General features: G+C 75.8%; 24 protein-coding genes. 8 read left to right on the top strand and 16 right to left on the bottom strand.

Annotated elements, in window-relative coordinates:
* Nucleotides 1–52 precede the first annotated feature (52 nt).
* The 3 genes from ABZ793_RS13805 to ABZ793_RS13795 are packed head-to-tail and all read left to right on the top strand — an operon-like array spanning nucleotide 53 to nucleotide 2,220.
* Complete coding sequence (locus tag ABZ793_RS13805; RefSeq protein WP_357456672.1) at nucleotides 53–799, top strand: ABC transporter ATP-binding protein; 747 nt, start codon at nucleotides 53–55, stop codon at nucleotides 797–799.
* Nucleotides 796–1,551, top strand: a complete 756-nt coding sequence (locus ABZ793_RS13800) for an ABC transporter permease (protein ID WP_357456669.1) — start codon at nucleotides 796–798, stop codon at nucleotides 1,549–1,551. Before ABZ793_RS13805 ends, ABZ793_RS13800 begins: the two co-directional genes overlap by 4 nt.
* A gap of 60 nt (nucleotides 1,552–1,611) precedes the next feature.
* A complete protein-coding gene (locus tag ABZ793_RS13795; RefSeq protein ID WP_357456667.1) occupies nucleotides 1,612–2,220 on the top strand; it encodes a TetR family transcriptional regulator in 609 nt (202 codons plus the stop codon).
* Nucleotides 2,221–2,339: 119 nt separating this feature from the next.
* On the opposite strand, the gene ABZ793_RS13790 is transcribed toward ABZ793_RS13795, so the two are convergent.
* The 3 genes from ABZ793_RS13790 to ABZ793_RS13780 all read right to left on the bottom strand — a co-directional run bounded on the left by ABZ793_RS13790 (nucleotide 2,340) and on the right by ABZ793_RS13780 (nucleotide 6,972).
* Nucleotides 2,340–3,098 carry a DUF2470 domain-containing protein gene (locus ABZ793_RS13790; protein ID WP_357456665.1) on the bottom strand — a complete coding sequence of 253 codons (759 nt, stop codon included), beginning with the start codon at nucleotides 3,096–3,098 and terminating at the stop codon, nucleotides 2,340–2,342.
* Between the two features lie 76 nt (nucleotides 3,099–3,174).
* Nucleotides 3,175–4,977, bottom strand: coding sequence for an ABC transporter ATP-binding protein (locus tag ABZ793_RS13785; protein ID WP_357456663.1), 1,803 nt, complete (start codon nucleotides 4,975–4,977; stop codon nucleotides 3,175–3,177).
* A gap of 114 nt (nucleotides 4,978–5,091) precedes the next feature.
* Nucleotides 5,092–6,972, bottom strand: a complete 1,881-nt coding sequence (locus ABZ793_RS13780; RefSeq protein WP_357456661.1) for an ABC transporter ATP-binding protein — start codon at nucleotides 6,970–6,972, stop codon at nucleotides 5,092–5,094.
* 146 nt (nucleotides 6,973–7,118) lie between these two features.
* Between ABZ793_RS13780 and ABZ793_RS13775 the strand changes: the two genes are divergently transcribed.
* The 3 genes from ABZ793_RS13775 to ABZ793_RS13765 all read left to right on the top strand — a co-directional run bounded on the left by ABZ793_RS13775 (nucleotide 7,119) and on the right by ABZ793_RS13765 (nucleotide 10,787).
* Nucleotides 7,119–7,748, top strand: a complete 630-nt coding sequence (locus tag ABZ793_RS13775; protein WP_357456659.1) for a TIGR03085 family metal-binding protein — start codon at nucleotides 7,119–7,121, stop codon at nucleotides 7,746–7,748.
* A gap of 123 nt (nucleotides 7,749–7,871) precedes the next feature.
* Entirely contained in the window at nucleotides 7,872–8,822 is a 951-nt protein-coding gene (locus ABZ793_RS13770; protein ID WP_357456657.1) for a terpene synthase, read from the top strand.
* A gap of 138 nt (nucleotides 8,823–8,960) precedes the next feature.
* Nucleotides 8,961–10,787 (top strand): long-chain fatty acid--CoA ligase, encoded by a 1,827-nt coding sequence (locus ABZ793_RS13765; protein ID WP_357456655.1) that lies wholly within the window; start codon nucleotides 8,961–8,963, stop codon nucleotides 10,785–10,787.
* A 99-nt stretch (nucleotides 10,788–10,886) separates the two neighbouring features.
* On the opposite strand, the gene ABZ793_RS13760 is transcribed toward ABZ793_RS13765, so the two are convergent.
* Nucleotides 10,887–12,344: a PLP-dependent aminotransferase family protein gene (locus tag ABZ793_RS13760; RefSeq protein ID WP_357456653.1), complete on the bottom strand. Its 1,458-nt coding sequence runs from the start codon at nucleotides 12,342–12,344 to the stop codon at nucleotides 10,887–10,889.
* 57 nt (nucleotides 12,345–12,401) lie between these two features.
* Between ABZ793_RS13760 and ABZ793_RS13755 the strand changes: the two genes are divergently transcribed.
* Together ABZ793_RS13755 and ABZ793_RS13750 are read left to right on the top strand one after the other, a co-directional pair.
* Complete coding sequence (locus ABZ793_RS13755) at nucleotides 12,402–13,055, top strand: hypothetical protein (protein WP_357456651.1); 654 nt, start codon at nucleotides 12,402–12,404, stop codon at nucleotides 13,053–13,055.
* 216 nt (nucleotides 13,056–13,271) lie between these two features.
* Entirely contained in the window at nucleotides 13,272–13,733 is a 462-nt protein-coding gene (locus ABZ793_RS13750) for a hypothetical protein (protein ID WP_350709318.1), read from the top strand.
* A gap of 25 nt (nucleotides 13,734–13,758) precedes the next feature.
* Here the strand turns inward: ABZ793_RS13750 and hisF are convergent, their stop codons facing one another.
* The 12 genes from hisF to hisD all read right to left on the bottom strand — a co-directional run bounded on the left by hisF (nucleotide 13,759) and on the right by hisD (nucleotide 23,902).
* A complete protein-coding gene (gene hisF / locus ABZ793_RS13745; protein WP_357456648.1) occupies nucleotides 13,759–14,526 on the bottom strand; it encodes an imidazole glycerol phosphate synthase subunit HisF in 768 nt (255 codons plus the stop codon).
* A 140-nt stretch (nucleotides 14,527–14,666) separates the two neighbouring features.
* The gene (locus ABZ793_RS13740) at nucleotides 14,667–15,224 is read right to left on the bottom strand and encodes a hypothetical protein (protein WP_357456646.1); all 558 of its coding nucleotides are present in this window, start codon (nucleotides 15,222–15,224) and stop codon (nucleotides 14,667–14,669) included.
* Nucleotides 15,221–15,499, bottom strand: coding sequence for a hypothetical protein (locus ABZ793_RS13735; protein WP_357456644.1), 279 nt, complete (start codon nucleotides 15,497–15,499; stop codon nucleotides 15,221–15,223). Before ABZ793_RS13735 ends, ABZ793_RS13740 begins: the two co-directional genes overlap by 4 nt.
* Nucleotides 15,500–15,545: 46 nt before the next feature.
* Nucleotides 15,546–18,302, bottom strand: a complete 2,757-nt coding sequence (locus tag ABZ793_RS13730) for an AAA family ATPase (RefSeq protein WP_357456642.1) — start codon at nucleotides 18,300–18,302, stop codon at nucleotides 15,546–15,548.
* A 90-nt stretch (nucleotides 18,303–18,392) separates the two neighbouring features.
* On the bottom strand, nucleotides 18,393–18,782 hold the full coding sequence (locus ABZ793_RS13725; RefSeq protein ID WP_350709327.1) for a RidA family protein: 390 nt from the start codon (nucleotides 18,780–18,782) through the stop codon (nucleotides 18,393–18,395).
* Nucleotides 18,779–19,504 (bottom strand): bifunctional 1-(5-phosphoribosyl)-5-((5-phosphoribosylamino)methylideneamino)imidazole-4-carboxamide isomerase/phosphoribosylanthranilate isomerase PriA, encoded by a 726-nt coding sequence (gene priA, locus ABZ793_RS13720; protein WP_350709329.1) that lies wholly within the window; start codon nucleotides 19,502–19,504, stop codon nucleotides 18,779–18,781. Before priA ends, ABZ793_RS13725 begins: the two co-directional genes overlap by 4 nt.
* Before the next feature lie 16 nt (nucleotides 19,505–19,520).
* Nucleotides 19,521–19,844, bottom strand: coding sequence for a hypothetical protein (locus ABZ793_RS13715; RefSeq protein WP_357456639.1), 324 nt, complete (start codon nucleotides 19,842–19,844; stop codon nucleotides 19,521–19,523).
* Between the two features lie 36 nt (nucleotides 19,845–19,880).
* The gene (gene hisH, locus ABZ793_RS13710) at nucleotides 19,881–20,513 is read right to left on the bottom strand and encodes an imidazole glycerol phosphate synthase subunit HisH (RefSeq protein WP_357456637.1); all 633 of its coding nucleotides are present in this window, start codon (nucleotides 20,511–20,513) and stop codon (nucleotides 19,881–19,883) included.
* 100 nt (nucleotides 20,514–20,613) lie between these two features.
* Nucleotides 20,614–20,787, bottom strand: a complete 174-nt coding sequence (locus ABZ793_RS13705) for a hypothetical protein (RefSeq protein WP_357456635.1) — start codon at nucleotides 20,785–20,787, stop codon at nucleotides 20,614–20,616.
* A gap of 58 nt (nucleotides 20,788–20,845) precedes the next feature.
* A complete protein-coding gene (gene hisB / locus ABZ793_RS13700) occupies nucleotides 20,846–21,457 on the bottom strand; it encodes an imidazoleglycerol-phosphate dehydratase HisB (RefSeq protein WP_088999256.1) in 612 nt (203 codons plus the stop codon).
* 55 nt (nucleotides 21,458–21,512) lie between these two features.
* Nucleotides 21,513–22,583, bottom strand: a complete 1,071-nt coding sequence (locus tag ABZ793_RS13695; protein ID WP_357456632.1) for a histidinol-phosphate transaminase — start codon at nucleotides 22,581–22,583, stop codon at nucleotides 21,513–21,515.
* Nucleotides 22,580–23,902: a histidinol dehydrogenase gene (gene hisD, locus ABZ793_RS13690; RefSeq protein ID WP_357456630.1), complete on the bottom strand. Its 1,323-nt coding sequence runs from the start codon at nucleotides 23,900–23,902 to the stop codon at nucleotides 22,580–22,582. The genes ABZ793_RS13695 and hisD overlap by 4 nt, the downstream gene beginning before the upstream one ends.
* Nucleotides 23,903–24,000 lie beyond the last annotated feature (98 nt).

Below are 24,000 nucleotides of genomic sequence, written 5' to 3'. Positions count from 1 at the left end.
GTCTCCACTAGCGTCGAGTTCAACAGCCGTTGAGTTTCCGGGAAGGTGGGCGATGGACGAGGCGATCGCCGTCCGCGACCTGGTCGTCGACCGGGGCGGGCGGCGGGTGCTGCACGGCATCAACGCGTCCGTGCCGCGCGGCCGGGTCACCGGGCTGCTCGGGCCGAGCGGCAGCGGCAAGACGACGCTGATGCGCGCGATCGTCGGGGTGCAGGTGGTCGGCGCCGGCTCCGTCACCGTGCTCGGGCGCCCCGCCGGCACGCCGGAGCTGCGCCGCCGGGTCGGCTACCTCACCCAGGCGCCCAGCGTCTACGCCGACCTCACCGTGCGGGAGAACGCGCGCTACTTCGCCGCCCTGCACGGCCGGGGCCGGGCCGACGCCGACCGGGCGGTCGCCGACGTCGGGCTCGCCGAGGCGGCCGGCCAACTCGTCGGCAGCCTCTCCGGCGGGCAGCGCAGCCGCGCGTCCCTGGCCTGCGCGCTGGTCGGGGAGCCGGAGCTGGTCGTCCTCGACGAGCCGACGGTCGGCCAGGACCCGGTCCTGCGGGCCGACCTCTGGGCCCGGTTCCACGCCATGGCCGCCGCCGGCACCACCCTGCTGGTCTCCAGCCACGTGATGGACGAGGCGGCCCGCTGCGACCGGCTGCTGCTGATCCGCGAGGGCCGGCTGATCGCCGACGACACCCCGGACGCGGTGCGCGCCGCCGCCGGCGTCCACGACCTGGACGAGGCGTTCCTGCGGCTGATCAGGGCGGGCGAGGCGGGCCCGGCGGGCGCCGCCGGACGGGAGGCGTCGTGAACCCGCGGATCCTGGCCGCCACCACCGGCCGCATCCTGCGCCAGCTGCGGCACGACCGGCGCACCGTGGCGCTGCTCGTGGTGGTGCCGTCGGCGCTGCTCGCCCTGGTCTACTTCATGTACGTCGACCAGCCCGCCCCGCCGGGGCAGCCGTCGACGTTCGACCGGGTCGCCCTGGTGATGCTCGGCTTCTTCCCCTTCGTGATCATGTTCCTGGTGACCAGCATCGCGATGCTGCGCGAGCGCACCACCGGCACCCTGGAGCGGCTGCTCACCACCCCGCTGGGCAAGCTCGACCTGCTCTTCGGCTACGGGATCGCGTTCGGGCTGGCCGCGGTCGTCCAGGCCGTCATCGCGTCCGCCGTGGCGTACGGGGTCTTCGACCTGGACACCGCCGGCAGCAGCGGTCTGGTGATCATGATCGCCGCGCTGAACGCGGTGCTCGCGGTCGCGCTCGGGCTCTTCTGCAGCGCCTTCGCCCGCACCGAGTTCCAGGCCGTACAGTTCATGCCGGTCGTGGTGGTGCCCCAGTTGCTGCTCTGCGGGCTGTTCGTGCCCCGGGGCGAGATGGCCGGCTGGTTGCAGGCGGTCAGCGACGTGCTGCCCCTGTCGTACGCCGTCGAGGCGCTGCAGGAGGTGGGCGCGAACGCCGAGCCGACCGGCACCATGTGGCGGGACATGGCGATCGTCGCCGGCGCGGCGGTGCTGGCGCTGGTGCTCGCCGCGGCCACCCTGCGGCGGCGCAGCGGCTGACGCCACCGGCACCCGCCCCCGCTGGGACCGGCGGCGGACGACGACGAGCGAAGGGCGGCGATGGCGCGGCGGACCGGACGGCGACCCGGCAACCCGGACACCCGGATGGCGATCCTCGGGGCCGCCCGCGCCGCCTTCGCCGAGCGGGGCTTCGACGGGGCCTCGATCCGGGCCATCGCCGCCGCCGCGCAGGTGGACCCGGCGCTGGTGCACCACTACTTCGGCAGCAAGGACCAGCTCTTCCTGGCCGCGATGCACGCGCCGGTCGACCCGGGCGAGCTGCTGCCGAAGGTGCTCGCCGGGGACCGGGAGGGCCTCGGGGAGCGGCTGGTCCGCACGTTCCTCGGCGTCTGGGACTCCCCGGCCGGCACCGCCGGGGTGGCCCTGCTGCGCTCGGCGGTGAGCAACGAGTGGACCGCCCGCCTGCTGCGGGAGTTCCTGGTCAGCCAGGTGCTCCGCAAGGTCCTCGACCAGCTCGACGCCGACCCGGCCGAGCTGCCGCTGCGGGGCTCGCTGGTGGCCAGCCAGATGATCGGGCTGGCCATGATGCGGCACGTGGTCCGGCTGGAGCCGGTCGCCTCGGCCGCCCCGGAGACGCTCGTCGCGGCGGTCGGCCCGACGGTGCAGCGCTACCTGACCGGCGACCTCGCCGAGGTCTTCGCCGGCTGACCCGCGCCGGCACCCCGGCCGGCCGGGCGGCACCCGGCGGCGGGCCAGCCGCGGCCGGCGGGACCACGGCGACGCGGCGGGCTCAGGTCTGGTCGCCCGGACCCGGCGACGCGGCGGGCTCAGGGGTGGTCGGCGTGCCGGGAGGCGGCGTGGCGGCAGAGCATCGGGTGCAGGAGGCGGGCCAGCTCCTCCTCGCCGTCGAGCGGGCGCGGGAACGCCAGGCGGGCCCGCCGGCGGGCGCCGGGCCGGCCGTGGTCCGCCAGCAGGCCGTACCGGTCGATCCGGACCACCCGGGGCGCGGCGTCCGGGGCGCTGTCGGCCAGGCCGAGCTGCCGCCGCAGGTAGGCGGCCACCTCGGCCGCGTGGTGCTCGGCGAGGTCGGCCAGCAACCCGGCCTCGACCGCGTGCAGGGGGTCCGGCTCGGCCTCGGCGTACGCCGTGGGGTCGATCCGGCGCACGGCGTCGGCGCGTTCCCAGCGGGCCTCCACCACCTCGAAGCGGTGCAGCCGGAACCGGGTGCCGACGTCGAGCAGGTCGCCGGTCGGCTCGACCGCCGCGAAGTCCAGCGCGGCCCGGCGTTCCTCCGCGCCCTCGAGGCGGGTCGCCCAGCCGGAGACCCAGGCCCGGCCGAGGCTCGGCGCGCCCGCGGCGGGCGGCAGGTCGAGCACGTCCAGCACCAACGCCACGTCGGACTCGCCGTCGGCGGGCCGCAGTGCGGCGGCGAGGTCGCTGACCACCGGCACCAGCAGCAGCACCCGCCCGTCCGGGTCGGTCACGTGCCGGACCTGGTGCGGGCCGGGCCGGTGCGCGACGTGGGCGATGCCGGGCAACCGGCCCGCGACAAGGGTACGGACGATCTCCGCCGGGCTGGGCCGCATGGCACGACCTCCTTTGGTTAGGCTTACCTAACCCGGAGACTAGAGCACCGGTTCGGAGACGTCCAGCGGGATCGGGTCAGCGGGTCTGCTCCAGCCACGAGGCGTAGAGCAGGCCGTAGACCGACTCCGGGTCGCGGACCAACTCGTCGTGCGGGCCGCGCTGCACGATCCGGCCCCGGTCCACCACGATCACCTCGTCCGCGGACTGCGCCGTGGAGAGCCGGTGCGCGATGGCGAGGGTCGTCCGCCCCCGCGTCACCGCGTCCAGGGTGCGTTGCAGCCGCACCTCGGTGGCCGGGTCCACCGCGCTGGTCGCCTCGTCCAGCACCAGCAGGTCCGGGTCGGCCACGTACGCGCGGGCCAGCGCGACCAACTGCCGCTCCCCCACGCTCAGCGCCTCGCCCCGCTCCCCCACCGGGGTGCGCAGGCCCGCCGGCAGCCCCTCCAGCCAGTCGGCCAGACCCAACTCCGTGAAGGCCGCGGCGAGCTGTTCGTCGGTCAGCTCGGGGCGGGCGAAGCGCACGTTCTCCGCCACCGTGGCGTCGAAGAGGAAACCGTCCTGCGGCACCATCACCACCCGCGACCGCAGCGAGGCGAACCGGACCTGCTCCAGCGGCACCCCGGAAAGCAGCACCCGGCCGGCGGTCGGGTCCATGAGCCGGGTCAGCAGCTTGGCGAACGTGGTCTTGCCGCTGCCGGTCTCGCCGACCACCGCCACCCGGCTCTTCGCCGGGATCTCCACGTCGATCCCGTGCAGCACGGGCGGGCCGCCCGGGTAGGCGAAGCCCACCCCCGCGAAGCGGATGTCCAGCGGGCCGGGCGGCAGCTCGCGCCCCTGCTCGCCGGGGTCGGCGACGTCCGGCGCGACGTCCAGCACGTCCAGCACCCGGCGCCAGCCGGCGATGGCGTTCTGCGCCTCGTTGAGCACCTCCGTGGCGATCTGCACCGGCTGGATGAAGAGGGTGACCAGGAAGAGGAAGGCGGTCACCTCGCCGACGCTCAGGGTGCGGTCGGCGCCCAGGGTCACCCCGAGCACCACCACGCCCGCGAGGGCCAGCCCGGCGGCCAGCTCACCGACGGAGCTACCCAGGATGCTGATCCTGATCGCCCGCTGCTGCGCCCGCCGCTGGCCGTCGATCGCCTCGTCGAGCCGACGCGCGGTGCGCCCCGCGATCCCGTACGCCCGGATGACCGGCGCGCCGACCACGCTCTCCCCGATCGCGCCGAGCAGCGCTCCCGTGCGCTGCCGGACCACCCCGTACGCCCCGGCGAGGCGGCGCTGGAGCACCCGGATCACGAGCACGGCGGGCAGGAAGGCGGCGTAGACGACCAGGGTCAGCTGCCAGGAGTACGCCAGCATCACCAGCGTGGTGACCACCAGCTGGCCGAGGTTGATCACCAGGATCACGCCGCCCCACTGGAGGAACTGGGTGATCTGGTCGACGTCGCTAGTCACCCGCGACACCAGCGAACCGCGCCGCTCGGACTGCTGGTGCAGCATGGACAGGTCGTGCACGTGCCGGAACGCCCGTACCCGCACGTTGGCCAGCGCGGTCTCGCTGACCGTGAACAGCCGGCGCATCATCAGGTAGCCGCAGACCGTGGTCACCACCAGCACGGCGGCGGTGGCGGCGACCACCGTCCAGACCACGGTCAGGTCGAGACCGCCGACGATGCCGTTGTCGATGCCCTGCTGCACGGCCACCGGCACGGCCGCCCGGCCGACCATGTAGACCAGGGCCAGGCCGAGCGTGCCGGCGAGGCCGACCCGCAGCTCGGGGGAGAGCGCCAGGCCCCGCCGCAGCGTCCGCCAGGTCGTCTCGGTCACCTCGGCCGTCTCGGCCGACTCCGCCTTGCGCTCGGTCGTGGTCGCGCTCATCGGGCCTGCCTCTCGTTCGCGACTGCGGGGCTCCGCTCCGCCGCACTCCTCGCGCTCACCGGGCCCGCCTTTCGTTCGCGACTGCGGGGCTCCGCTCCGCCGCACTCCTCGCGCTCACCGGTCCACCTCGATCTCCAGGCCCGAGCTCAGCGGGGCGACCTCGTCGTACGTCTCGTCCTTGGCGTGGTCGACCTCGGCCTGCTCGTAGGCGGTGACCAGGTCGGCGTAGCCGGGCACGGTGGCGAGCAGCTCGGCGTGCGTGCCACGGGCGACCACCCGGCCCTGCTCCAGGTAGACCACCTCGTCGGCCAGCGCGATGGTGGCCCGCCGGTAGGCGACCACCAGGATCGACGCGGCCGGCGCGCCGGGCTCCCCGGCGGAGGACCGCAGCCCGGCCAGGATGGCCGCCTCCACGCGGGGGTCGACGGCGCTGGTCGCGTCGTCGAGGACGAGCAGCCGTGGCCGGCCCGCGAGCGCGCGGGCCAGGGTGATCCGCTGCCGCTGGCCGCCGGAGAGCGAGGTGCCCCGCTCGCCGACCTTCGTGTCGAGGCCGTCGGGCAGTGCGGCGACGAAGCCGTCCGCCTCGGCGAGCCGCAACGCGGCCCAGACGTCGTCGTCGTCGATGCCCGGCCGGTCCAGGGTGATGTTGGCCCGCACCGTGTCGTCGAAGACGAACGGCACCTGGGCGACCAGCGCGGCGGTGCGGGCCAGCGAGGCGGCGGTGAGCCGGCGCACGTCCACCCCGTCCAGGGCGACCGTGCCGGCCCGGGGGTCGACCAGCCGCACGGCCAGCGAGGCGATCGTGGACTTGCCGGCGCCGGTCGGCCCGACCAGGGCGACGGTCTTCCCCGCGGGCACGGTGAAGGAGACCTCGCCGAGCACCTCCGTGCCGGGCAGGTGCGCCTCCGCGGGCTCGTAGCCGAACCGGACGCCGGCGAAGGTGAGGGGGGCGGGGCGGGGGTCGGCCGGGTCGAGCGTCGTGTCGCCGTACGGCATCTCGCCGGTGGCGTCGAGGACCCGGCGGACCCGGTCCCAGCCGGCGACGCTGCGCGGCAGCTCGGCCAGCACCCAGCCGATGGCCCGGACGGGGAAGGCCAGCACGGTGAAGAGGAAGGCGACGCTGACCAGCTCGGCGACGCTGATCGCGCCCTGCCGCAGCCGGAACGTGCCGACCACCAGCACCGCGAGGGTGCCGAGGCTGGGCAGGGTCTCCAGCACGGGGTCGAAGACGCCGCGCAGCCGCCCCACCGACACCAGCGCGTCCCGCAGCTCGCCCGCGCGAGCGGCGAACCGGTCCGTCTCCTGGGCCTCCCGGCCCATCGTCTTGACCACCAACGCGCCGTCGAAGCTCTCGTGGGCGATGCCGCTGACCTCGGCGCGCAGCCGCTGGGCCCGCGCCTGACGGGGGGCCATCCGGCGGGAGTAGGCGACGTTGAGCGCGAAGAGCGCCGGGAAGACCGCCAGGCCGACCAGGGCCAGCGCCCAGTCGGTGGCGAAGAGCGAGGCCACCGCGCCGACCAGCATCACCAGGGTGCCGACCGCGAACGGCAGCGGGGCGATCGGGTGCCAGGCGGCCTCGACGTCGGAGTTGGCGTTGGACAGCAGGGTGCCGGTGGCGTTGCGGTGGTGCCAGGACAGCGGCAGCTCCAGGTAGCGCCGGGTGACCCGGCGCCGGTAGGCGGCCTGGAGGCGGTACTGCATGTAACCCGCGCCGAGCCGGCGGCCGAAGATGCCGGCCACCCGCAACACGCTGATGCCGAACAGCGCGACGGCGGCCAGGGCGAGCGCCCCGACCCCGACCGAGCCGCGCTCGATCGCCGGGACCACCACGTCGCCCACCACCGCGCCCACCACGAACGCGCTGGCCACCGTCATGGCGCCGAAGAGCACGCTGCCGGTCACCGCGACCGCGAAGATCCGCGGCTGCTCCCGGATGGCCACCCCGAGGACGGCCAACCCCCGACCGAGCACGTCCCGACTTGTCCTGCTCGCCACGCTCTCCCCCGCCGTAAGCCGCAATTATCTCCCTCATCCTTACCGGTCGGGGCCAGCTCCGCCGCCCCGGGCCGCTATGTCCGCCGTCACGGCCGACCCGCCGCGCCGGCGCGCCGACCCGGGCGTCCACGCCTACGATCGATGCCATGCCGCGGTACGCCCGATCGGAGCGCGAGGCGCTCGCCGACCTGATGCTCACGCTGGGACCGGACGCCCCGACGGTCAACGAGGGATGGACGACCCGCGACCTCGCCGCCCACCTGGTGCTGCGCGAGCGCCGCCCGGATGCCGCCGGCGGCATCCTGCTGCGACCCCTGCGCGGGTACGCCGAGCGGGTGCGCCGGCACATCGCGGCGCGCCCCTGGCCCCGCCTCGTCGAGCAGGTGCGCCGGCCACCGGTGTGGAGCCCGGTCAGCAACCCGGTGACCGACGAGCTGGCCAACACGATGGAGTTCTTCATCCACCACGAGGACGTGCGCCGCGCCCGCCCGGGCTGGCTCCCGCGCGACCTGGCGGCCCGGCTCCAGGCGGCACTGTGGACGCGCGCCGCCGGGCTGGCCCGGCTGGCACTGCGCCGGTTCCCGGCCGACGTCTTCGTGCAGGCGCCGGGCTACGGCGCACTCTCCGTCGGCCGGGGCGGCGAACCCGTCCGGGTGGTCGGGGCACCCGGCGAACTGGTCCTTTTCCTCTCCGGTCGGCAGCGGGTGGCCCGGGTGCAGATCGACGGGCCGACGGCGCTGGCCGACCGGCTGCGCAACACCCACCTGGGCATGTAACGGACTGTACGGAAGCGGTCACCGTCTCGCCGGCGGGACGGCTCCCCAATGACCGCCGCCGATCCCCTCTCCCGTACGCTGTCCCGCGCCGTCCCGCCCGGGGGCGGCGCGACAGGGGGCGCCATGCGGACCTTCGCGCTCTCGGCGCTGCGGGAACCCCCTTTTCCCGCGCGCCGGCACGACGCCACCGATCAGGTGGCACAGGAGAGCACCGAGTGGGTGCTCGGCCACGGCCTGATCGCCAACGGGCACCGACTGCACCGGCTGCGCCGGGCCGACGCCGCCGGCCTCGCCGGTCGGGCCTGCCCGGAGGGGCCGGTCGACCGGCTGCGGCTGCTCGCCGACCTGATCTCCTGGCTGTTCGTGATGGACGACGCCTGCGACGAGGACGGCCTCGGCGACGGCCCCACCCGGCTGGCACCGACCGTCGCCGCCATGCTGGACGTGCTGGACCGGCACGGCGACCCGGTGGCGCCCGCCGGCGCCGCCGGCCCGCTGGGCGACGCGCTGGCCGACCTGTGCCGGCGCGTGCGCGCCGCCGGGACGCCGGCGGTGCTGCTGCGCTTCACCAGCCAGGTGCGGGAGTACCTGCTGGCGCTGCTCTGGGAGGCCGCGAACCGCGAGCACGGCCGGGTGCCGGAGCTGGCGGAGTACGTCCAGATGCGCCGGCACACCGGCGCGGTCCACCCCAGCTTCACCCTCACCGAACTGGCCGCCGGCGGTCGGCCGGGGGCGGCCGCCCGCGCCGAGCCCACGCTGGTCACGCTCGACCTGCTCGCCGCCGACCTGGTCTGCTGGTGCAACGACGTCTTCTCGTACGGCAAGGAGAGCCTCGCCCAGCCGGACGGCCACAACCTGGTGGCCGTCATCGCCGCCGGGCGGACCGGCGGCGACGAGCCGTCGGCTCTGCGGGCGGCGGCCGACCGGTTCAACGAGTCCCTGGCGGCCTACCTGGCCACGGAGTCGGCCCTGCTGGCCGCCGGCGACGAGGGCCTGCGACCGGCGGTGCTCGCCCGCCGCAACTGGATCCGGGCCACCTACGACTGGTCGCTGCGGGCCGCCCGGTACGCCTGAGGGTGTTCCAGGTCCCGGGACGTGGCCCAGCCGTGATCGACCGGGGCTGGCCGACGCCCGGGGTGCAGGCAATACTCTTCGGTAACGAATACTGACGTGACGACCGTCACGCCTCCACCCCCGAAGGCGGCTACAGCGATGGCTCTCGATGTACCGTACCGCTCCATCCCGGACATGTTCCTCAAGCGCGTGGCGGCGTCCCCCGACCGCGACGCCTTTGCCCACCCGGCTTCCGACGACTCGGGGCCGGTCTGGTTGACCTGGGCGCAGGTGGCCCGCCGCGCCAAGGCGGTCGCCGCCGGGCTGCACGGGCTCGGCGTCGGCCAGGAGGATCCGGTGGCGATCCTGGCCAACACCCGGCTCGAATGGGTGCTCGCCGACCTCGGCATCATGTGTGCCGGGGGCGCGACCACCACCGTCTACCCGACCACCGAGCCGGAGGACGCGACCTACATCATCGCCGACTCGGGCTCCCGGGTGCTGTTCGCCGAGAACCCGGCCCAGGCCGCCAAGATCGCCGGAGCCGACCTGCCGGCCCTGACCCACGTGGTGCTCTTCGACGGCGCGGCCGACCCGTCCGCCGCCGTCCCCCAGCTCACCCTCGCCGAGCTGGAGGAGCAGGGCACCCGGGCGCTGGCCGCCGAGCCCGACCTGATCGAGATGCTGGTCGCCGGGATCGGCCCCGACCACCTGGCCACCCTGATCTACACCTCCGGCACCACCGGGCGCCCGAAGGGCGTCGAGCTGCTGCACGGCGGCTGGTGCTGGGAGGGCGTGGCGCAGGCCGAGCTGGGGCTGCTCCGCGACGACGACCTGCAGTACCTCTGGCTCCCGCTGTCCCACTCGTTCGGCAAGACGCTGCTCTGCGGGGTGATCCACGTGGGCCTGCCGACGTACGTCGACGGGCGGGTGGACAAGCTGGTCGAGCTGCTCGCGGTGGTGAGGCCGACGCTGATGTGCGGCGCGCCGCGGGTCTTCGAGAAGGTCTACAACAAGGCGGTCACCACGGCCCAGGACGCCGGCGGCGCGAAGGCGAAGATCTTCGCCTGGGGCGTGCGGGTCGGCAAGGAGAGGGTCGCCCTGGAGCAGGCCGGCAGGCCCGTCCCGACGGGGCTGAGGCTGAAGTACGCGGTGGCCGAGAAGCTGGTGTTCAGCAAGCTCCAGGCCCGCCTCGGCGGCCGGATCCGGGTGCTCGTCTCGGGCGCCGCCCCGCTCAGCGCGGAGATCGCCACCTTCTTCGCCGCCGCCAACCTCCCGATCTCCGAGGGCTACGGCCTCACCGAGACCAGCGCCGGCAACTTCGTCAACCCGCCGGACGGGCTGCGGATCGGCACCGTCGGCAAGGCGTTGGGCGATCTGGAGTGCCGGATCGACACCGACGGCGAGATCCTCGTCCGCGGCCGGCCGGTCATGCGCGGCTACCACAACCTGCCCGAGGAGACCGCCGCCGCGTTCACCGAGGACGGCTACTTCCGCACCGGTGACATCGGCACGCTGGACGCCGAGGGCTACCTGAAGATCACCGACCGGAAGAAGGACCTGGTCAAGACCTCGGGCGGCAAGTACATCGCGCCCTCGCACATCGAGGGGATGTTCAAGGCGACCTGCCCGTACACCTCCCAGGCGGTGGTGATCGGCCAGGCCCGCAACTACTGCACGATGCTGGTCACGCTGGACCCGGACGCGATCAGGGGCTGGGCCGCCGGCACCCCGCTGGAGGGCCGCGACTACGCCGAGATCGTCGCCTCGCCCGAGGCGCAGGCCATGGTCGAGGGATACGTCGCGGAGCTCAACGCCAAGCTCAACCGCTGGGAGACGATCAAGAAGGTCGCCATCCTGCCGCGCGACCTGACCATCGAGGACGGCGAGATCACCCCGTCACTCAAGATCAAGCGCAGCGGGGTGGAGAGCAACTTCACCGCCGAGATCGAGAAGATGTACGCCGGCACGCTCGCCGAACTCTGAGCACGCCGCGTCGGTGGCCCCGCGCCCGCCGGGCACGGGGTCACCGACCGTCACAGGTGCCGCCGGTCGACCAGGGCGCAGCCGCCGGTCGGGAGGCGGTCAGGCGATGACGGCCGGTTCCCGCCACTGCGGGCGGCCGCCGCGGTCCAGGTCGTACCGGACGGCGGCGATCCGCCCGACCGCCTCGACGAGGTCGCCGGCGGGCAGGGTGAACGGCAGCCGCAGGAAGCGCTCCAGCGTGCCGTCCAGGCCGAACCGGGGACCAGGCGCCAGCCGTACGCCGACCTCCTCGCTGGCCCGGGCGAGCGCGCTGGAGATCGGGCCGTCGAGTTCGGCCCACAGGGTCACGCCGCCGTGCGGCACGGTGACCCGCCACTCGGGCAGGCGCTGGGCGAGCGCCGCCAGCAGCGCGTCGCGCTGGGCGGTGAGCTGCGCCCGACGCGCGGCGACGATGGCCGGGGCGTCGGCGAGCAGGTGGACCGCGACCAGTTGGTCCAGCACCGGGCTGGCCATGTCGACGCCGACCCGGGCGGCGGCCAGCCGCTGCACCTGCGGGGCCGAGGCGCGCACCCAGCCGATCCGCAGGCCACCCCAGAACGGCTTGCTCATCCCGCCGATGGTGACCACGCGGGAGTGCCGGTCGAAGCTGGCGGTCGGCGGGGGCAGCACCGTCCCGTCCAGGGGCAGGTCCACGAAGGACTCGTCGACGACCAGGTCGGTGCCGACGGCGTGCGCGGTGCCGACCACCCGCTCGCGCAGCGACGCCGGCATCAGGTGGCCGGTCGGGTTCTGGAAGTCCGGGATCAGGTACGCCAGCTTGGGCCGGGTCTGGCGGAGGCTGCCGAGCAGCAGGTCGGCGTCCCACCCGGGCTCCTCGACGGCGAGGCCGTGGGTGGTGATCCGGGCGCGCCGGGCGGCCAGCGCGGCCAGCGCGTTGGGGTAGCTGGGCGCCTCGACCAGCACGTTGCCGCCCGGCGCGAGCGACAGGCGCAGCACCAGGTCCAGCGCGTGCTGGGTGCCGTTGGTGACCATGATCTGGTCGGGCGAGGTGGGCAGGCCACGCTCGGTGTACGCGCGGGCCACCGCCTCGCGCAGCTCGATGATCCCGGTCGGGTGGTAGCCGGCGCCGCCCAGGTAGCGCGGCAGGTCCTCGGCGGCGGCCCGGGCGGCCGGCAGCAGCTCCGGCGGGGCGGCGAGCGCGGCCACGCCGAGATCGATCATGTCCCGGTCGTCCAGCGGGGTCCACAGGCCCGTGCTCGCCACCCGGTGGGTGCCGGGGAGCATGGTCCAACTGCCGGCACCGCGCCGGCTGGCCAGGTGGCCGCTCTCCCGCAGCTCCCGGTACGCGGCGGTGACCGTGGTTCGGCTGATCTTCAACGCCTCGGCGAGCTCCCGCTCGGCCGGCAGGCGTACGCCCAGCGGCAGCCGGCCGTCAGCGAGCAGGCCCCGCACGGCACCGGCCAGGGCGGCGTAGTCGGGGCTGCGGCGGCGGCCCGGAAGCGCATGCCACTGGCCGAGAAGGCGAGCCAATTGCGCACCCCGAACCTGACTCGTCATGCCACCCCTCCGATATTGGCTCTTCCATCCCGCCAATTGGACCCTAGAGTGGCATGGGTGGCAGCAATTGGCAATCTCCGGCATCGCCCCGCGCGGCGACTCACCCAGCTCTACGCGGGGCTCGTCCTCTACGGCGTGAGCATGGCCCTCATGATCAACTCCGGGCTGGGACTCGACCCGTGGGACGTGTTCCACCAGGGCCTGGCCGAGCTGACCGGCCTCTCCTTCGGCACGGTCACCATCGCGGTCGGCGCGCTGGTGCTGCTGCTCTGGATCCCGCTGCGCCAGCGCCCCGGCCTCGGCACGGTGAGCAACGTCCTGGTGATCGGGCTGGTGGTGGACGCGACGCTGGCCCTGCTGCCGGCCGGCGGGCCGCTCGGCGTACGGATCGGGCTGCTGGTGGCCGGCATCGTGGCCAACGGCGCGGCCACCGGCCTCTACATCGGCGCCCGCCTCGGCCCCGGCCCCCGCGACGGCCTGATGACCGGCTACGTCGCCCGGCGGCCCGGCCGGTCGATCCGGCTGGTCCGCACCGTCATCGAGGTCACCGTGCTGGCGCTCGGCTGGCTGCTCGGCGGGACGGTCGGCGTCGGCACGGTCGCCTACGCGCTCGCCATCGGCCCGCTGACCCAGGTCTTCCTGCCGCTGTTCACCGTCCCCGAGCCGGCGGAGGCCCCCCCGGGCCGGGTCGAGCCGCTCCCCGCGGCCTGACCGGTCCCACCGCGGCGAACGACTCCCGGCGACCCGGACCCTCCCGGCCCGGACGGTCACGCCGCTCCGGGCGACCCGACCGCTCCGCCGCGACGGGCCCTCCCGGCGACCGACCCTCCGCGCGACCTCGTCCGCAGACGGCCACGGACCCCTGTTCCGGGAGGCCCGCCCGTCCTCGGTGTTCCCTTCGGCCGCCACGCCCGGCAGAATCCTGGCATGGGGGAGAACGGTTGGCGCTGGACCGATGCCTGGATCTTCGTCTCGCTGGTGATCGCCAGCGGTGCCGGCCGGCACCGCCGGGCCGCGTCCAGCCGCCGGCCCGAGGGCGTGCGCCTCGCCGACGTGCTCTCCACCGCCGACCACCTCAACCAGGCGATCCCCGAGCGACACGAGGTGGAGGCGGCGGTCCGCCGCCTCGTCGGAGCCGGGCTGGTCAGCGTCACCGACGGCTGGTTCCGGATCACCGCCGACGGTGAGCGGCTCTGGCGCACCCGACCGAGCGCCGGGCTGGCCACGACGGTGGACACGGTGCAGGGCGTGCTCAGCCGGCGGCACACCCCGGTCAGCGCGGAGTGGCACCTCGACGAGGAGGAGCACGCCGCGGCCGTCCAGGAATACGTGGTGCGCTCGATCCCGGCGCCCCGGCGCTCCCCGGAGAACCGGTCCCGCCCGGACTGACCCCGGCCGACGACCCGGGCCCCGGTCAGCGGACCGGGTGGCCGGCGCCGCGCAGCGCGTCCTTGACCTCGGCGACGGTCAGCTCCCCGAAGTGGAAGACGCTGGCGGCGAGCACCGCGTCCGCGCCGGCGCCGACGGCCGGCGCGAAGTGCGCCACCTCGCCCGCGCCACCGCTGGCCACCACCGGCACGTCGACCACCCGGCGCACCGCGCCGATGAGTTCGAGGTCGAAGCCGGCCTTGGTGCCGTCGGCGTCCATCGAGTTGAGCAGGATCTCCCCCGCGCCCAGCTCGGCGCCCCGCCGGGCCCAGTCGACCGCGTCCAGCCCCGTGCCGCGCCGGCCGCCGTGGGTGGTCACCTCGAAGCCGCTGGGCGTGGTGCCGGCCGGCGCGCGCCGCACGTCGAGCGAGAGCACCAGCACCTGCCGGCCGAACCGGTCGGCGATCTCGGCGATCAGCTCGGGGCGGGCGATCGCGGCGGTGTTCACCCCGACCTTGTCCGCGCCGGCCCGCAGCAGGGTGTCGACGTCGGCGACCTGCCGGATGCCGCCGCCGACGGTCAGCGGGATGAAGACCGACTCCGCGGTGCGGCGGACCACGTCGAGCATGGTGCCGCGGTCGCTGGAGGAGGCGGTGACGTCGAGGAAGGTCAGCTCGTCCGCGCCGGCCCGGTCGTACGCCGCGGCCAGCTCCACCGGGTCGCCGGCGTCGCGCAGGTCGAGGAAGTTGACCCCCTTGACCACCCGCCCGGCGTCCACGTCCAGACACGGGATCACGCGTACCGCCACCGTCATGCCGCGAGCCTATCCTTCCCGGTGACGGCGCTGACCGGCCCTGTGAGGCCGACCACCGCCGTCGACACGGGTTCCCTGCCCACCGGAGGTGTCCGGAAGGTGCCTCTCCTCACGCCCGGACGAGCATCCCGCCCACCCGCTCAGAGCCGTCCCGCCACGGTACGGGCCACCCGCTCCAGCGGCGCGCGATTCTCCGCCGGGTCGTTGAGCCGCACCAGGCGCACCGACGCCCAGACCCCCGACCGGTGCACGAAGACGGCCTCGTGGCTCGCGTACGCCTCGTCGCCGACCCCGGCCAGCGGCCGCAGCTCGTGGCCGAGGTCCCGCTCGATGTCCAGGAACTTCCTCGCGCCCTCGCCCACGAAGATCTCCACCTGGGCCGTCGGCCCGCTGGTCGGCCCGGTGTAGGTGCAGGTCTCCCGCACCGGCTGGCCCTCCTCCAGCGGGGTGCCGGCGAGCTGTTCGGCCTCCCGCCGGGACACGAGCGCGCACGGATCCGGGGCCGACGCCGCCGGCGTCGGGGAGGGCTCGGCGGCCGTGGTCCCGGCGACGACCTCCTCCGGGGTCGCCTCGGCACCGGCGGCGGGCGGGGCCTCCTGCGTACCCCCGCAGCCGGCCACCGGCCCGGCCGTTGCGAGCAGCCCGGCCAGCAGCAGCACGGACCGCCGGTGACGACGGATCTGCTTCGGTACGGTCACGGTCGGTCTCCTCCACTCCACCGCGCCGGGGTGTCCGGCGCGGTGATCCACTCGGCCGGGGCCAGCCGGTCGACGCGCCAGCCGGCGGCGGCGGCCACCGCAACCACCGTCTCCGCGTCGGGCCCCTCGACCAGCGCCAGCGCCACGTCGTCGGCCGGGATCCGCAGCGCGCCCCGCAGCCGGGTCATGCCGGTGCTCAGCGCGCCGACCGGCACGTCGGCGCACTCCCCCGGAACGCGGTCGTAGCGTTCGAGGACGAAGAGTCGAGCGGCCATGCGTCGACGCTAGGCCCGCCCGACGCCGGGGTAATCGGGTGTTTCCCTATCCTTCGCCGTCGGCCGCGCGGGCCATCGCGGCACCGAGTTCGGCACGGCTGGCGACCCCGAGCTTGCGGTAGATCCGCGCGAGGTTCGCCTCAACCGTCTTCGGGCTGATGAACAGCGTGTCGGCGATGACGCGGTTGGTGCGACCCGCGGCGGCGAGCCGGGCCACCTCGCGTTCGGTGCCGGTGAGCTGGCGGGGCGCGGGCGGGCGGCCGCCGGTGCGGCCCGCCTCCGCGCGGGCCCGGGCCGCCAGGGCCGCCGCCCCGAGCGCCTCAAACTCGGCAGCCGCCGCGACCAGCGCCTCCCGCGCCTCGCGGCGGCGCCGCACCCGCCGGTACGCGACCCCGGCCACCAGCAGGCAACGGGCCCGGTCCAGGGGCAGCACGTCGGCGGGCACCGCGGCCCGGGCGGCGGCCAGCTCCGCCAGGGCGTCCGACGGGTCCCGGCCCCGCGCGCCGGCGAGCAGGGCCCGACTGCGGGCCAGGCCCAGCGTGGTCCACGGCCGGGGCAGCCGCCGGTGCCGGGCGGCCAACCGGTCCAGCACCGCCTCGGCGGTGGCCAGGTCACCCGCGCCGACACAGGCCTCCAGCCAGTCCGGCTCGAAGCGCTGGGCGATCGGCTCGACCAGGCCCAGCTCGTCGACGGTGGCGGCCAGCTCGCCGTAGTGCCGGGCGGCGGCCGGCAGCCGGCCACCGGTCAGCGCGGCGAAGCCGGCCAGCTGGGCGTAGATCCGCCGCCGCCAACGGTCGTCCAGCTCGGCGGCCCGGCGCAGCCCGTCCTCGGCGACGCGGGCGGCCTCGGCCAGCTCGCCCCGGTACGCGTGGAGCAGCCCGTCCAGCCAGTGTTCGCCGGCCGAGTCGCTGCCGTACTGCTCGCCCAGTTCGCGGGCGGCGGCGATGTGCGCCGCGGCGGCCGGATACCGCCCGGCGAGCAGCTCGGTCTCCCCCAGGTGGCAGAGGAGCTCGTGCTGGGAGGGCTCGTCGCCGCGGGCGACCGCCCGGTCGAGCATCCGGTGCAGCCGGTCGCGGGCCCGCCCGTGCTCGTCCACCGCCTTCCACCAGGCGGCCGGCACGATGCCCGCCAGCCAGGACGGTTCCTCCCCCTCCAGCGCGAGCCCCCGGTCCAGCAGGTCGGCGCGGGCCGGCAGCCCGGCGCGCACCTCGTTGAAGAAGAGCAGCAGCAGCGCCGCGGCGTGCACCGGGCGGTCGTCCGGGCGGCCGGCCAGCAGGGCGACCGCCGCCTCCGCGTGCCGCCGGGCCGGGTCCGGCGCGTCCCGGAACAGGCTGAGGTGCGCGTGGATCCGCCCCGCCAGCGACGAGCCGGCCGGGGCGGCCTCGAGTGCCCGGTCGGCCGCCGCCCGGACCGCCTCCGGCGGCTCGTCGGAACTCCACGCGACGACCGCCCGCAGCAGCAGCGCCTCGGCGCGCGCCGGCCCGGTCAGCTCCTCGGCCGCGCGGTCGGCGGCCGCCTTCGCGGCCGGGTAGTCGCCGCTGTCGAACCGGCACTCCGCGGCGGCCAGTCGCCACCGCGCGTGCCCGCCGGGCGCGCCCGGCGGGGCGAGCCGGGTCGCGCTGTCGTACAGCCCGGCCGCCGTCTCCGGCGCCCCCCGGCTGCGCTGGCGCGCGGCGGCCGCCGCGATCTCGGCCGCCGCCGCCGCGTCGGGGCCGGCGACGCACCGGGCCAGCTGCCGGGCCCGCTCGTCCGGGTCGGTCGCGGTGTCGGCCAGCAGGCGGTGCAACCGGCGGCGCACCCCCGTCGGCACGTCGTCGCGGACGGCGGCCGCGTAGACGGGGTGGGTGAACACGACCTCCTCCCCGCGCACCGCGACCAGGCCGGCCTCCTCGGCCGGGTCGAGGGCGGCCGCCGGGACCCCGGCCCGGGCCAGCCCCGCCACGGTGGGCAGGCCGGAGAGGGCGACCAGCCGGATCGCGTGCCGGGTGTCCGGCGGCAGGGCGGCCACCCGGTCGGCGACGAGCTGCCGCAGCGAGGGCGCGGCCGGCAGGTCGGCACCGGGCGCCGGCAGCTGCGGCATCCGCAGGACCGCCCGGGCCAACTCGATGGCGAGCAGCGGATTACCCCCGGCCTCCTCGGCGATCCGCACCAGCAGGGGCCGGGGCAGCGCCGTCCCGGTCTCGGTGCGCAGCACGTGGTGCAGCGCACCCACGCCGAGCGGGCCGAGGGCCACCCGGTCGAGCCGGGCGCCGGCGGCGCCGCGGTCGAGCCCGAGCGGGGCCGGCTCCGTCCCGGCGGGTTCGGCGCGGGCGGTGACCAGGACGGCGACCCGGGGCACCAGCCGGCGCACCGCGAACCGCAGCGCGCGCTCGCTCGGCGGGTCGAGCCAGGGGGCGTCGTCGACGGCCACCAGCAGCCGCGGCGCGGCCGGGTCGGCGGCGGCGTCCAGCAGCGACCGGGTGGCCACGCCCACCGTCCGCTCGTCGACCGGCTGCGCCACCTCGTCGCCGGCGAGCAGCACCCCGCCCAGCGCCGCGCGCTGCGGCGCGGGCAGCTCGGGCACCCGGGCGGCGAGCGGGGCCAGCAGGTCGGCGAGCGCCGCGAACGGCAGCGCCGCCTCCGTCTCCGTCGGCGCGCAGGACAGCACCAGCCAGCCGGCCCGGCCGGCCGCGGCCAGCAGCGCCCGGTGCACGACCGTCTTGCCGATCCCGGCAGGGCCCTCCACCAGCACCGACCGGCCCTCGTCCAGAGCCCGCCAGGCGCGGTCGACCACCGTGTCCCGACCGACGGCCGCCCCGTTCACCAGGTCAGTCTGGCACCGGCGGGCCGGGTCGGTCGAGGACCGGACGGCGGGTCGCGCACGGCCGTCCGGAGCGGGATGCCCCGGCCACGCTCAGCGGTCGCCGAGGTACGCCTCCACCTCCACCTCCACGAGGTGGTCCGGATCCAGCAGGCCGGCGACCACCACCATCGTGGCGGCCGGGCGGACCGCGCCGAAGACCGCGTTGTGGGCCCGGCCCACCTCGTCGGCGTACGCGCGGTCGGTGACGTACATCCGGGTGCGGACCACGTCGCCGGGCGCCGCGCCGACCTCGGCGAGCGCGTCCAGGGCGATCCGCAGGGCCTGCGCGGTCTGCGCCGCGGCGTCCCCGACGTGGGTGACCACGCCGTCCACGGTGGAGGTGCACCCGGCGGTCCAGGCCAGGTCGCCGGCCCGGACCACGCGGGAGTAGCCGTACACGGACTCCCAGGGGCCGCCGGAGCCGAGCCGGGTGGCGGTCACGCCGCGGCCAGGGTGTCCAGCGCCTGCGCGACGGTGAACGCGCCCGCGTAGAGCGCCTTGCCGGCGATCACGCCCTCCACGCCGATCGGCTCCAGGGTGGCCAGCGCCCGCAGGTCGTCCAGGGTGGAGACGCCACCGGAGGCGATCACCGGGGCGTCCGTGCGCGCGCAGACCTCGCGCAGCAGGTCCAGGTTCGGCCCGCGCATGGTGCCGTCCTTGGTGATGTCGGTGACCACGTACCGCGCCGCGCCGGCCTTGTCCAGCCGCTCCAGCACCTCGTAGAGGTCGCCGCCGTCGCGGGTCCAGCCCCGGGCGGAGAGGGTACGGCCCCGTACGTCGAGCCCGATCGCCACCCGGTCGCCGTACTCGCCGCAGATCCGGTCGCACCAGACCGGGTCCTCCAGCGCCGCGGTGCCGATGTTCACCCGGGCCGCGCCGGTACCGAGCGCGGCCTGCAACGACTCGTCGTCCCGGATGCCGCCGGAAAGCTCCACCTTCACGTCGAGCTGGCGCACCACCTCGGCCAGCAGGTGCGCGTTGGAGCCCCGCCCGAACGCCGCGTCGAGATCGACCAGGTGGATCCACTCGGCACCGTCCCGCTGCCAGGCCAGCGCGGCCTCCAGTGGGTCGCCGTACGTCGTCTCGCTGCCGGCGGCGCCCTGCACGAGCCGGACGGCCTGGCCGTCGGCGACGTCCACGGCGGGCAACAGGGTGAGGCTCACGATTCTTCTCCTCGGGTCAGGTGCGACGGTCCAGGGCGATCACCACGATCGCCGGCAGTACGAGCAGCAACAGCACGACCAGCGCGATCCGCAGCGCCAGGTCGTCCACGAGCGACCAGATCAGGACCATCGCCGCCAGGGTCAGCAGCACGATAGCGGCGCGCTCGCCGCGGCTGTGCCGGGGCAGCCGGCCGGTACGCCGCCGCCGCAGCGCGGGCGTGATCCGGCGGACCAGCGCCCGCCGGCGCGCCCGCCGGGCCGCCCGCCGCTCCCGGACGCCCCGTTCCCGGGCCGCCTCGGCCTCCCGGGCCGCCCGGCGACGGGCCCGCTCCTTGCTCACGACGTGCCCCGCCGACGGGCGGAGGCGGACGGGCGCTCAGTCACCGGTGGAGAGCGTGGCGAGCCAGTTGCCCAGCAGCGCGGCACCGGTGTCGGCGGACTTCTCCGGGTGGAACTGCGCCGCGCACAGCGCGCCCCGCTCCACGGCCGCCACGAAGTCGGTCTCGTGGTGGGCGGTGGTGACCGTGGCGCCGGCGGCGGCCAGCGCCCCCGGGTCGCCGACGGCGTACGAGTGCACGAAGTAGAACCGGCTGTCGGCGGGCAGCCCGGCGAAGAGCACCGACCCGGCCGGCGCCGACACCGTGTTCCAGCCCATGTGCGGCAGGCGGTCGGCGGCCAGCCTCGTCACCCCGCCGGGGAGCAGCCCGAGGCCCTTGGTCACCACGCCGTGCTCGTCGCCGTGCTCGAAGAGCACCTGCATGCCGACGCAGATGCCCAGCACCGGACGCCCGGCGGCGACGCGCTCCGCGATCACCGGCCCGGCGCCGAGCGCCTCGATGCCGGCCATGCAGGCGGCGAACGCGCCCACGCCCGGCACCACCAGCCCGTCCGCCTCGGCGGCGGCGGTCAGGTCGTCGGTCACCGTCACGTCCGCGCCGGCGCGAGCCAGGGCCCGCTCCGCCGAGCGCAGGTTGCCCGACCCGTAGTCGAGCACCACCACGTTGCTCATGCCGCCACCTCGCTTCGCTCGGTGGCGGCATGAGGCACCACGGCGCCGCACTGATGACTCGCTCGCTGACGCTCGCTCATGCCGCCACCGAGCCGCCGGCTCACGAGACGTCCCCGGGCAGCAGCCAGAGCACGCCGCCGGCCGTGGCCAGCACGGCGAGCAGCGCGGTCACGACCACCGCGCCGCGCGGCGCGCCCTGCTTGTGCAGCGACCAGGTGCCGCCCACCAGCACACCGGCCAGGATCAGCAGCAACGTCGGCAGGACCCCGCCCATCAGCTCCGCCCTCCGTCCGCGGCTGCGGGACTCCGCCGTGCCGCCTTCCTCGCGCCCATCAGAGAGCACCCTTCGTGCTGGGGATCGCGCCTGCGGCGCGCGGGTCGATCGCGGTGGCCTCGCGCAGCGCGCGCGAGACGGCCTTGAACTGCGCCTCCACCACGTGGTGGGCGTCCGGGTGCCCGCCCGGGCGGGCCGCTCGCAGCACGTCCACGTGCAGGGTGATCCGGGCCGCCTGGCCGAAGGACTCCCAGATGTGCCGGGTCATGCTGGTCGGGTAGACCGGCCCGATGTACGGCGCGAGCGCCGGCTCGTCGTGCACCACGTACGGGCGGCCGGAGAGGTCGACCGCGGCCCGGACGAGGACCTCGTCCATCGGGACCGTGGCGGAGCCGTACCGCCGGATGCCGGCCTTGTCACCCAGCGCCTGGTCGAACGCGGCGCCCAGGGCGAGCGCGGTGTCCTCCATCGTGTGGTGGGCGTCGATCTCCAGGTCGCCGACGGTGCGCACCGTCAGGTCGAAGCCGCCGTGCCGGGCGATCTGGTGCAGCATGTGGTCGTAGAAGCCCACCCCGGTGCCGATCTCGGCGCGGCCGGTGCCGTCGAGGTCGATCTCGACGAGGACCTTGGTCTCCTTGGTGATCCGCTCCACCCGGGCGGTCCGGCTCATTGTCTGCCTCTCGGTCGCGACTGCGGGGCTCGCAAGCTCACTCCTCGCACTCCCACTAGATCTTCTCCATGGCGGCGAGGAAGGCGTCGGTCTCGGCGGGGGTGCCGGCGGTGACCCGCAGCCAGCCGGGCAGGCCGACGTCGCGGACCAGCACGCCGGCGTCGAGCAGGGTGCGCCAGGCGGCGGCCTGGTCGCCCCCGACCTCGAACAGCACGAAGTTGGCGTCGCTGTCCGCGACCCGCAGCCCCCGGCCCCGCAGCTCCGCCACGATCCGGTCGCGCTGCCGCATGATCGCGGCCACCGTGCCGAGCAGGGCGTCGCGGTGCGCCAGCGCCGCCCGGGCCGCGGCCTGGGTCAGCGCCGAGAGGTGGTACGGCAGCCGGACCAGCTGCACCGCCGCCACCACCGCCGGGTCGGCGGCCAGGTAGCCCAGCCGGCCGCCGGCGAACCCGAACGCCTTGCTCATCGTCCGGGTCACCACCAGCCGCGGGTGCCCGGGCAGCACCGCCAGCGCGCTGACCGCGCCGGGGCGGGCGAACTCGGCGTACGCCTCGTCGACGACCACCATGCCGGGCGCGACGTCCAGCACGGCGGCGACCACGGCCGGGTCGAGCGCCGTGCCGGTCGGGTTGTTCGGCGAGCAGAGGAAGACCACGTCCGGGGCGTGCGCGCGGACCTGGGCGACCGCCTCGTCGGCGGTCAGCCCGAAGTCGACGCCGCGCCGGGCCGGCACCCACCGCGTGCCGGTGCCGAGCGCCAGCAGCGGGTGCATCGAGTACGCCGGGGTGAAGCCGAGCGCGGTACGCCCTGGCCCGCCGAAAGCCTGGAGCAGCTGCTGCTGGATCTCGTTGGAGCCGTTGGCCGCCCACACCTGCTCGACGGTGAGCCCGTGGCCCAGGTAGCCGGCGAGGTCGGCGCGCAGCGCCACGGCGTCGCGGTCCGGGTAGCGGTTGAGGTCGCGCAGCTCCGCCGCGAGGGCCTTGCCGATGGCGTCCACCACCGGCTCGGGCACCGGGTAGGAGTTCTCGTTGGTGTTCAGCCGCACCGCGACGTCGAGCTGCGGCGCCCCGTACGGCGTGAGCCCGCGCAGGTCGTCCCGGATCGGCAGGTCGTCGAGCCCGCTCACGACGCCGTCCCCGGGAAGCGCACGCTGACCGCCTGCCCGTGCGCGGGCAGGTCCTCCACTCCTGCGAGGGTGACCACGTGCGGGGCCACCTCGCGCAGCGCCTCCTGCGAATACTCCACCAGGTGGATGCCGCGCAGGAAGGACTGCACGGAGAGCCCGGAGGAGTGCCGGGCGCAGCCCCCGGTGGGCAGCACGTGGTTGGAGCCGGCGCAGTAGTCGCCGAGCGACACCGGCGACCAGGCGCCGACGAAGATCGCCCCGGCGTTGCGCACGCGCAGCGCCCACTCGCGGGCGTCCCGGGTCTGGATCTCCAGGTGCTCGGCCGCGTAGGCGTCGACCACCCGCAGCCCGGCGTCGAGGTCGTCGACCAGGACGACGCCGCTCTGCTCGCCGGTCAGCGCGGTGGTGACCCGCTCGGCGTGCTTGGTGGCCGGCACCTGCCGGGCCAGCTCCCGCTCGACCGCGTCGACCAACGCGACCGACGGGGTGACCAGCACGCTGGCGGCGAGGGGGTCGTGCTCGGCCTGGCTGACCAGGTCGGCCGCGACGTGCGCCGGGTCGGCGGTGTCGTCGGCCAGGATGGCGATCTCGGTCGGGCCGGCCTCGGCGTCGATGCCGACGACGCCGCGCAGCAGCCGCTTGGCGGCGGTCACCCAGATGTTGCCCGGGCCGGTGATCATGTCGACGGGGTCGCAGTGCGCGTTGCCCCCGGCGTCGACGGCCGCCCCGTACGCGAGCATCGCGACGGCCTGGGCGCCGCCGACGGCGTAGACCTCGTCGACGCCGAGCAGGGCGCACGCGGCGAGCACCCGGGGATCGGGCAGGCCGCCGTTGTCCTTCTGCGGCGGGCTGACCACGACCAGGGAGCGGACCCCGGCCGCCTGGGCCGGCACCACGTTCATCACCACGGTCGACGGGTACATCGCCAGGCCGCCGGGGACGTAGAGGCCGACCCGGTCGACCGGCACCCAGCGCTCGGTCACCGTGCCGCCCGGCACCACCTGGGTGGTGTGGTCGGTGCGCCGCTGGTCGGCGTGCACCTTGCGGGCCCGCGTGATCGACTCGAGGAGCGCGGCGCGCACCCCGGGGTCGAGGGTCCCCTCCGCCTCGGCGATCGCCTCGCCGGGCACCCGCAGCACCTCGGGCGAGACCCCGTCGAACCGCTCGCTGGCCTCCCGGATCGCCGGGTAACCATGCTCCCGGACCGCCTCCACGAGCGGGCGGATCCTCTCGACGGCCACGGAGACGTCGAGCTGGGCACGGGGCAGCAGGCGGCGCGGGTCGCGGACGCCGCCGCGCAGGTCGATCCGGTTCAACACCCTTGCGAGTCTAGGCGGCCGGCCCGGACGCCGACCGCTGCCGCCCGTACGCCGGGACGGTGAGCCGGGACACGCCGCCGCGCCGGGATCGGGCTACC

Origin of the sequence: Micromonospora sp. NPDC047465, from assembly GCF_040643125.1 — a bacterium.
In the GTDB taxonomy this organism is placed as follows: Bacteria; Actinomycetota; Actinomycetes; order Mycobacteriales; family Micromonosporaceae; genus Micromonospora.
Note: the sequence above shows the minus strand (reverse complement) of the source record. Positions and strands in the feature narration are given on the sequence as shown.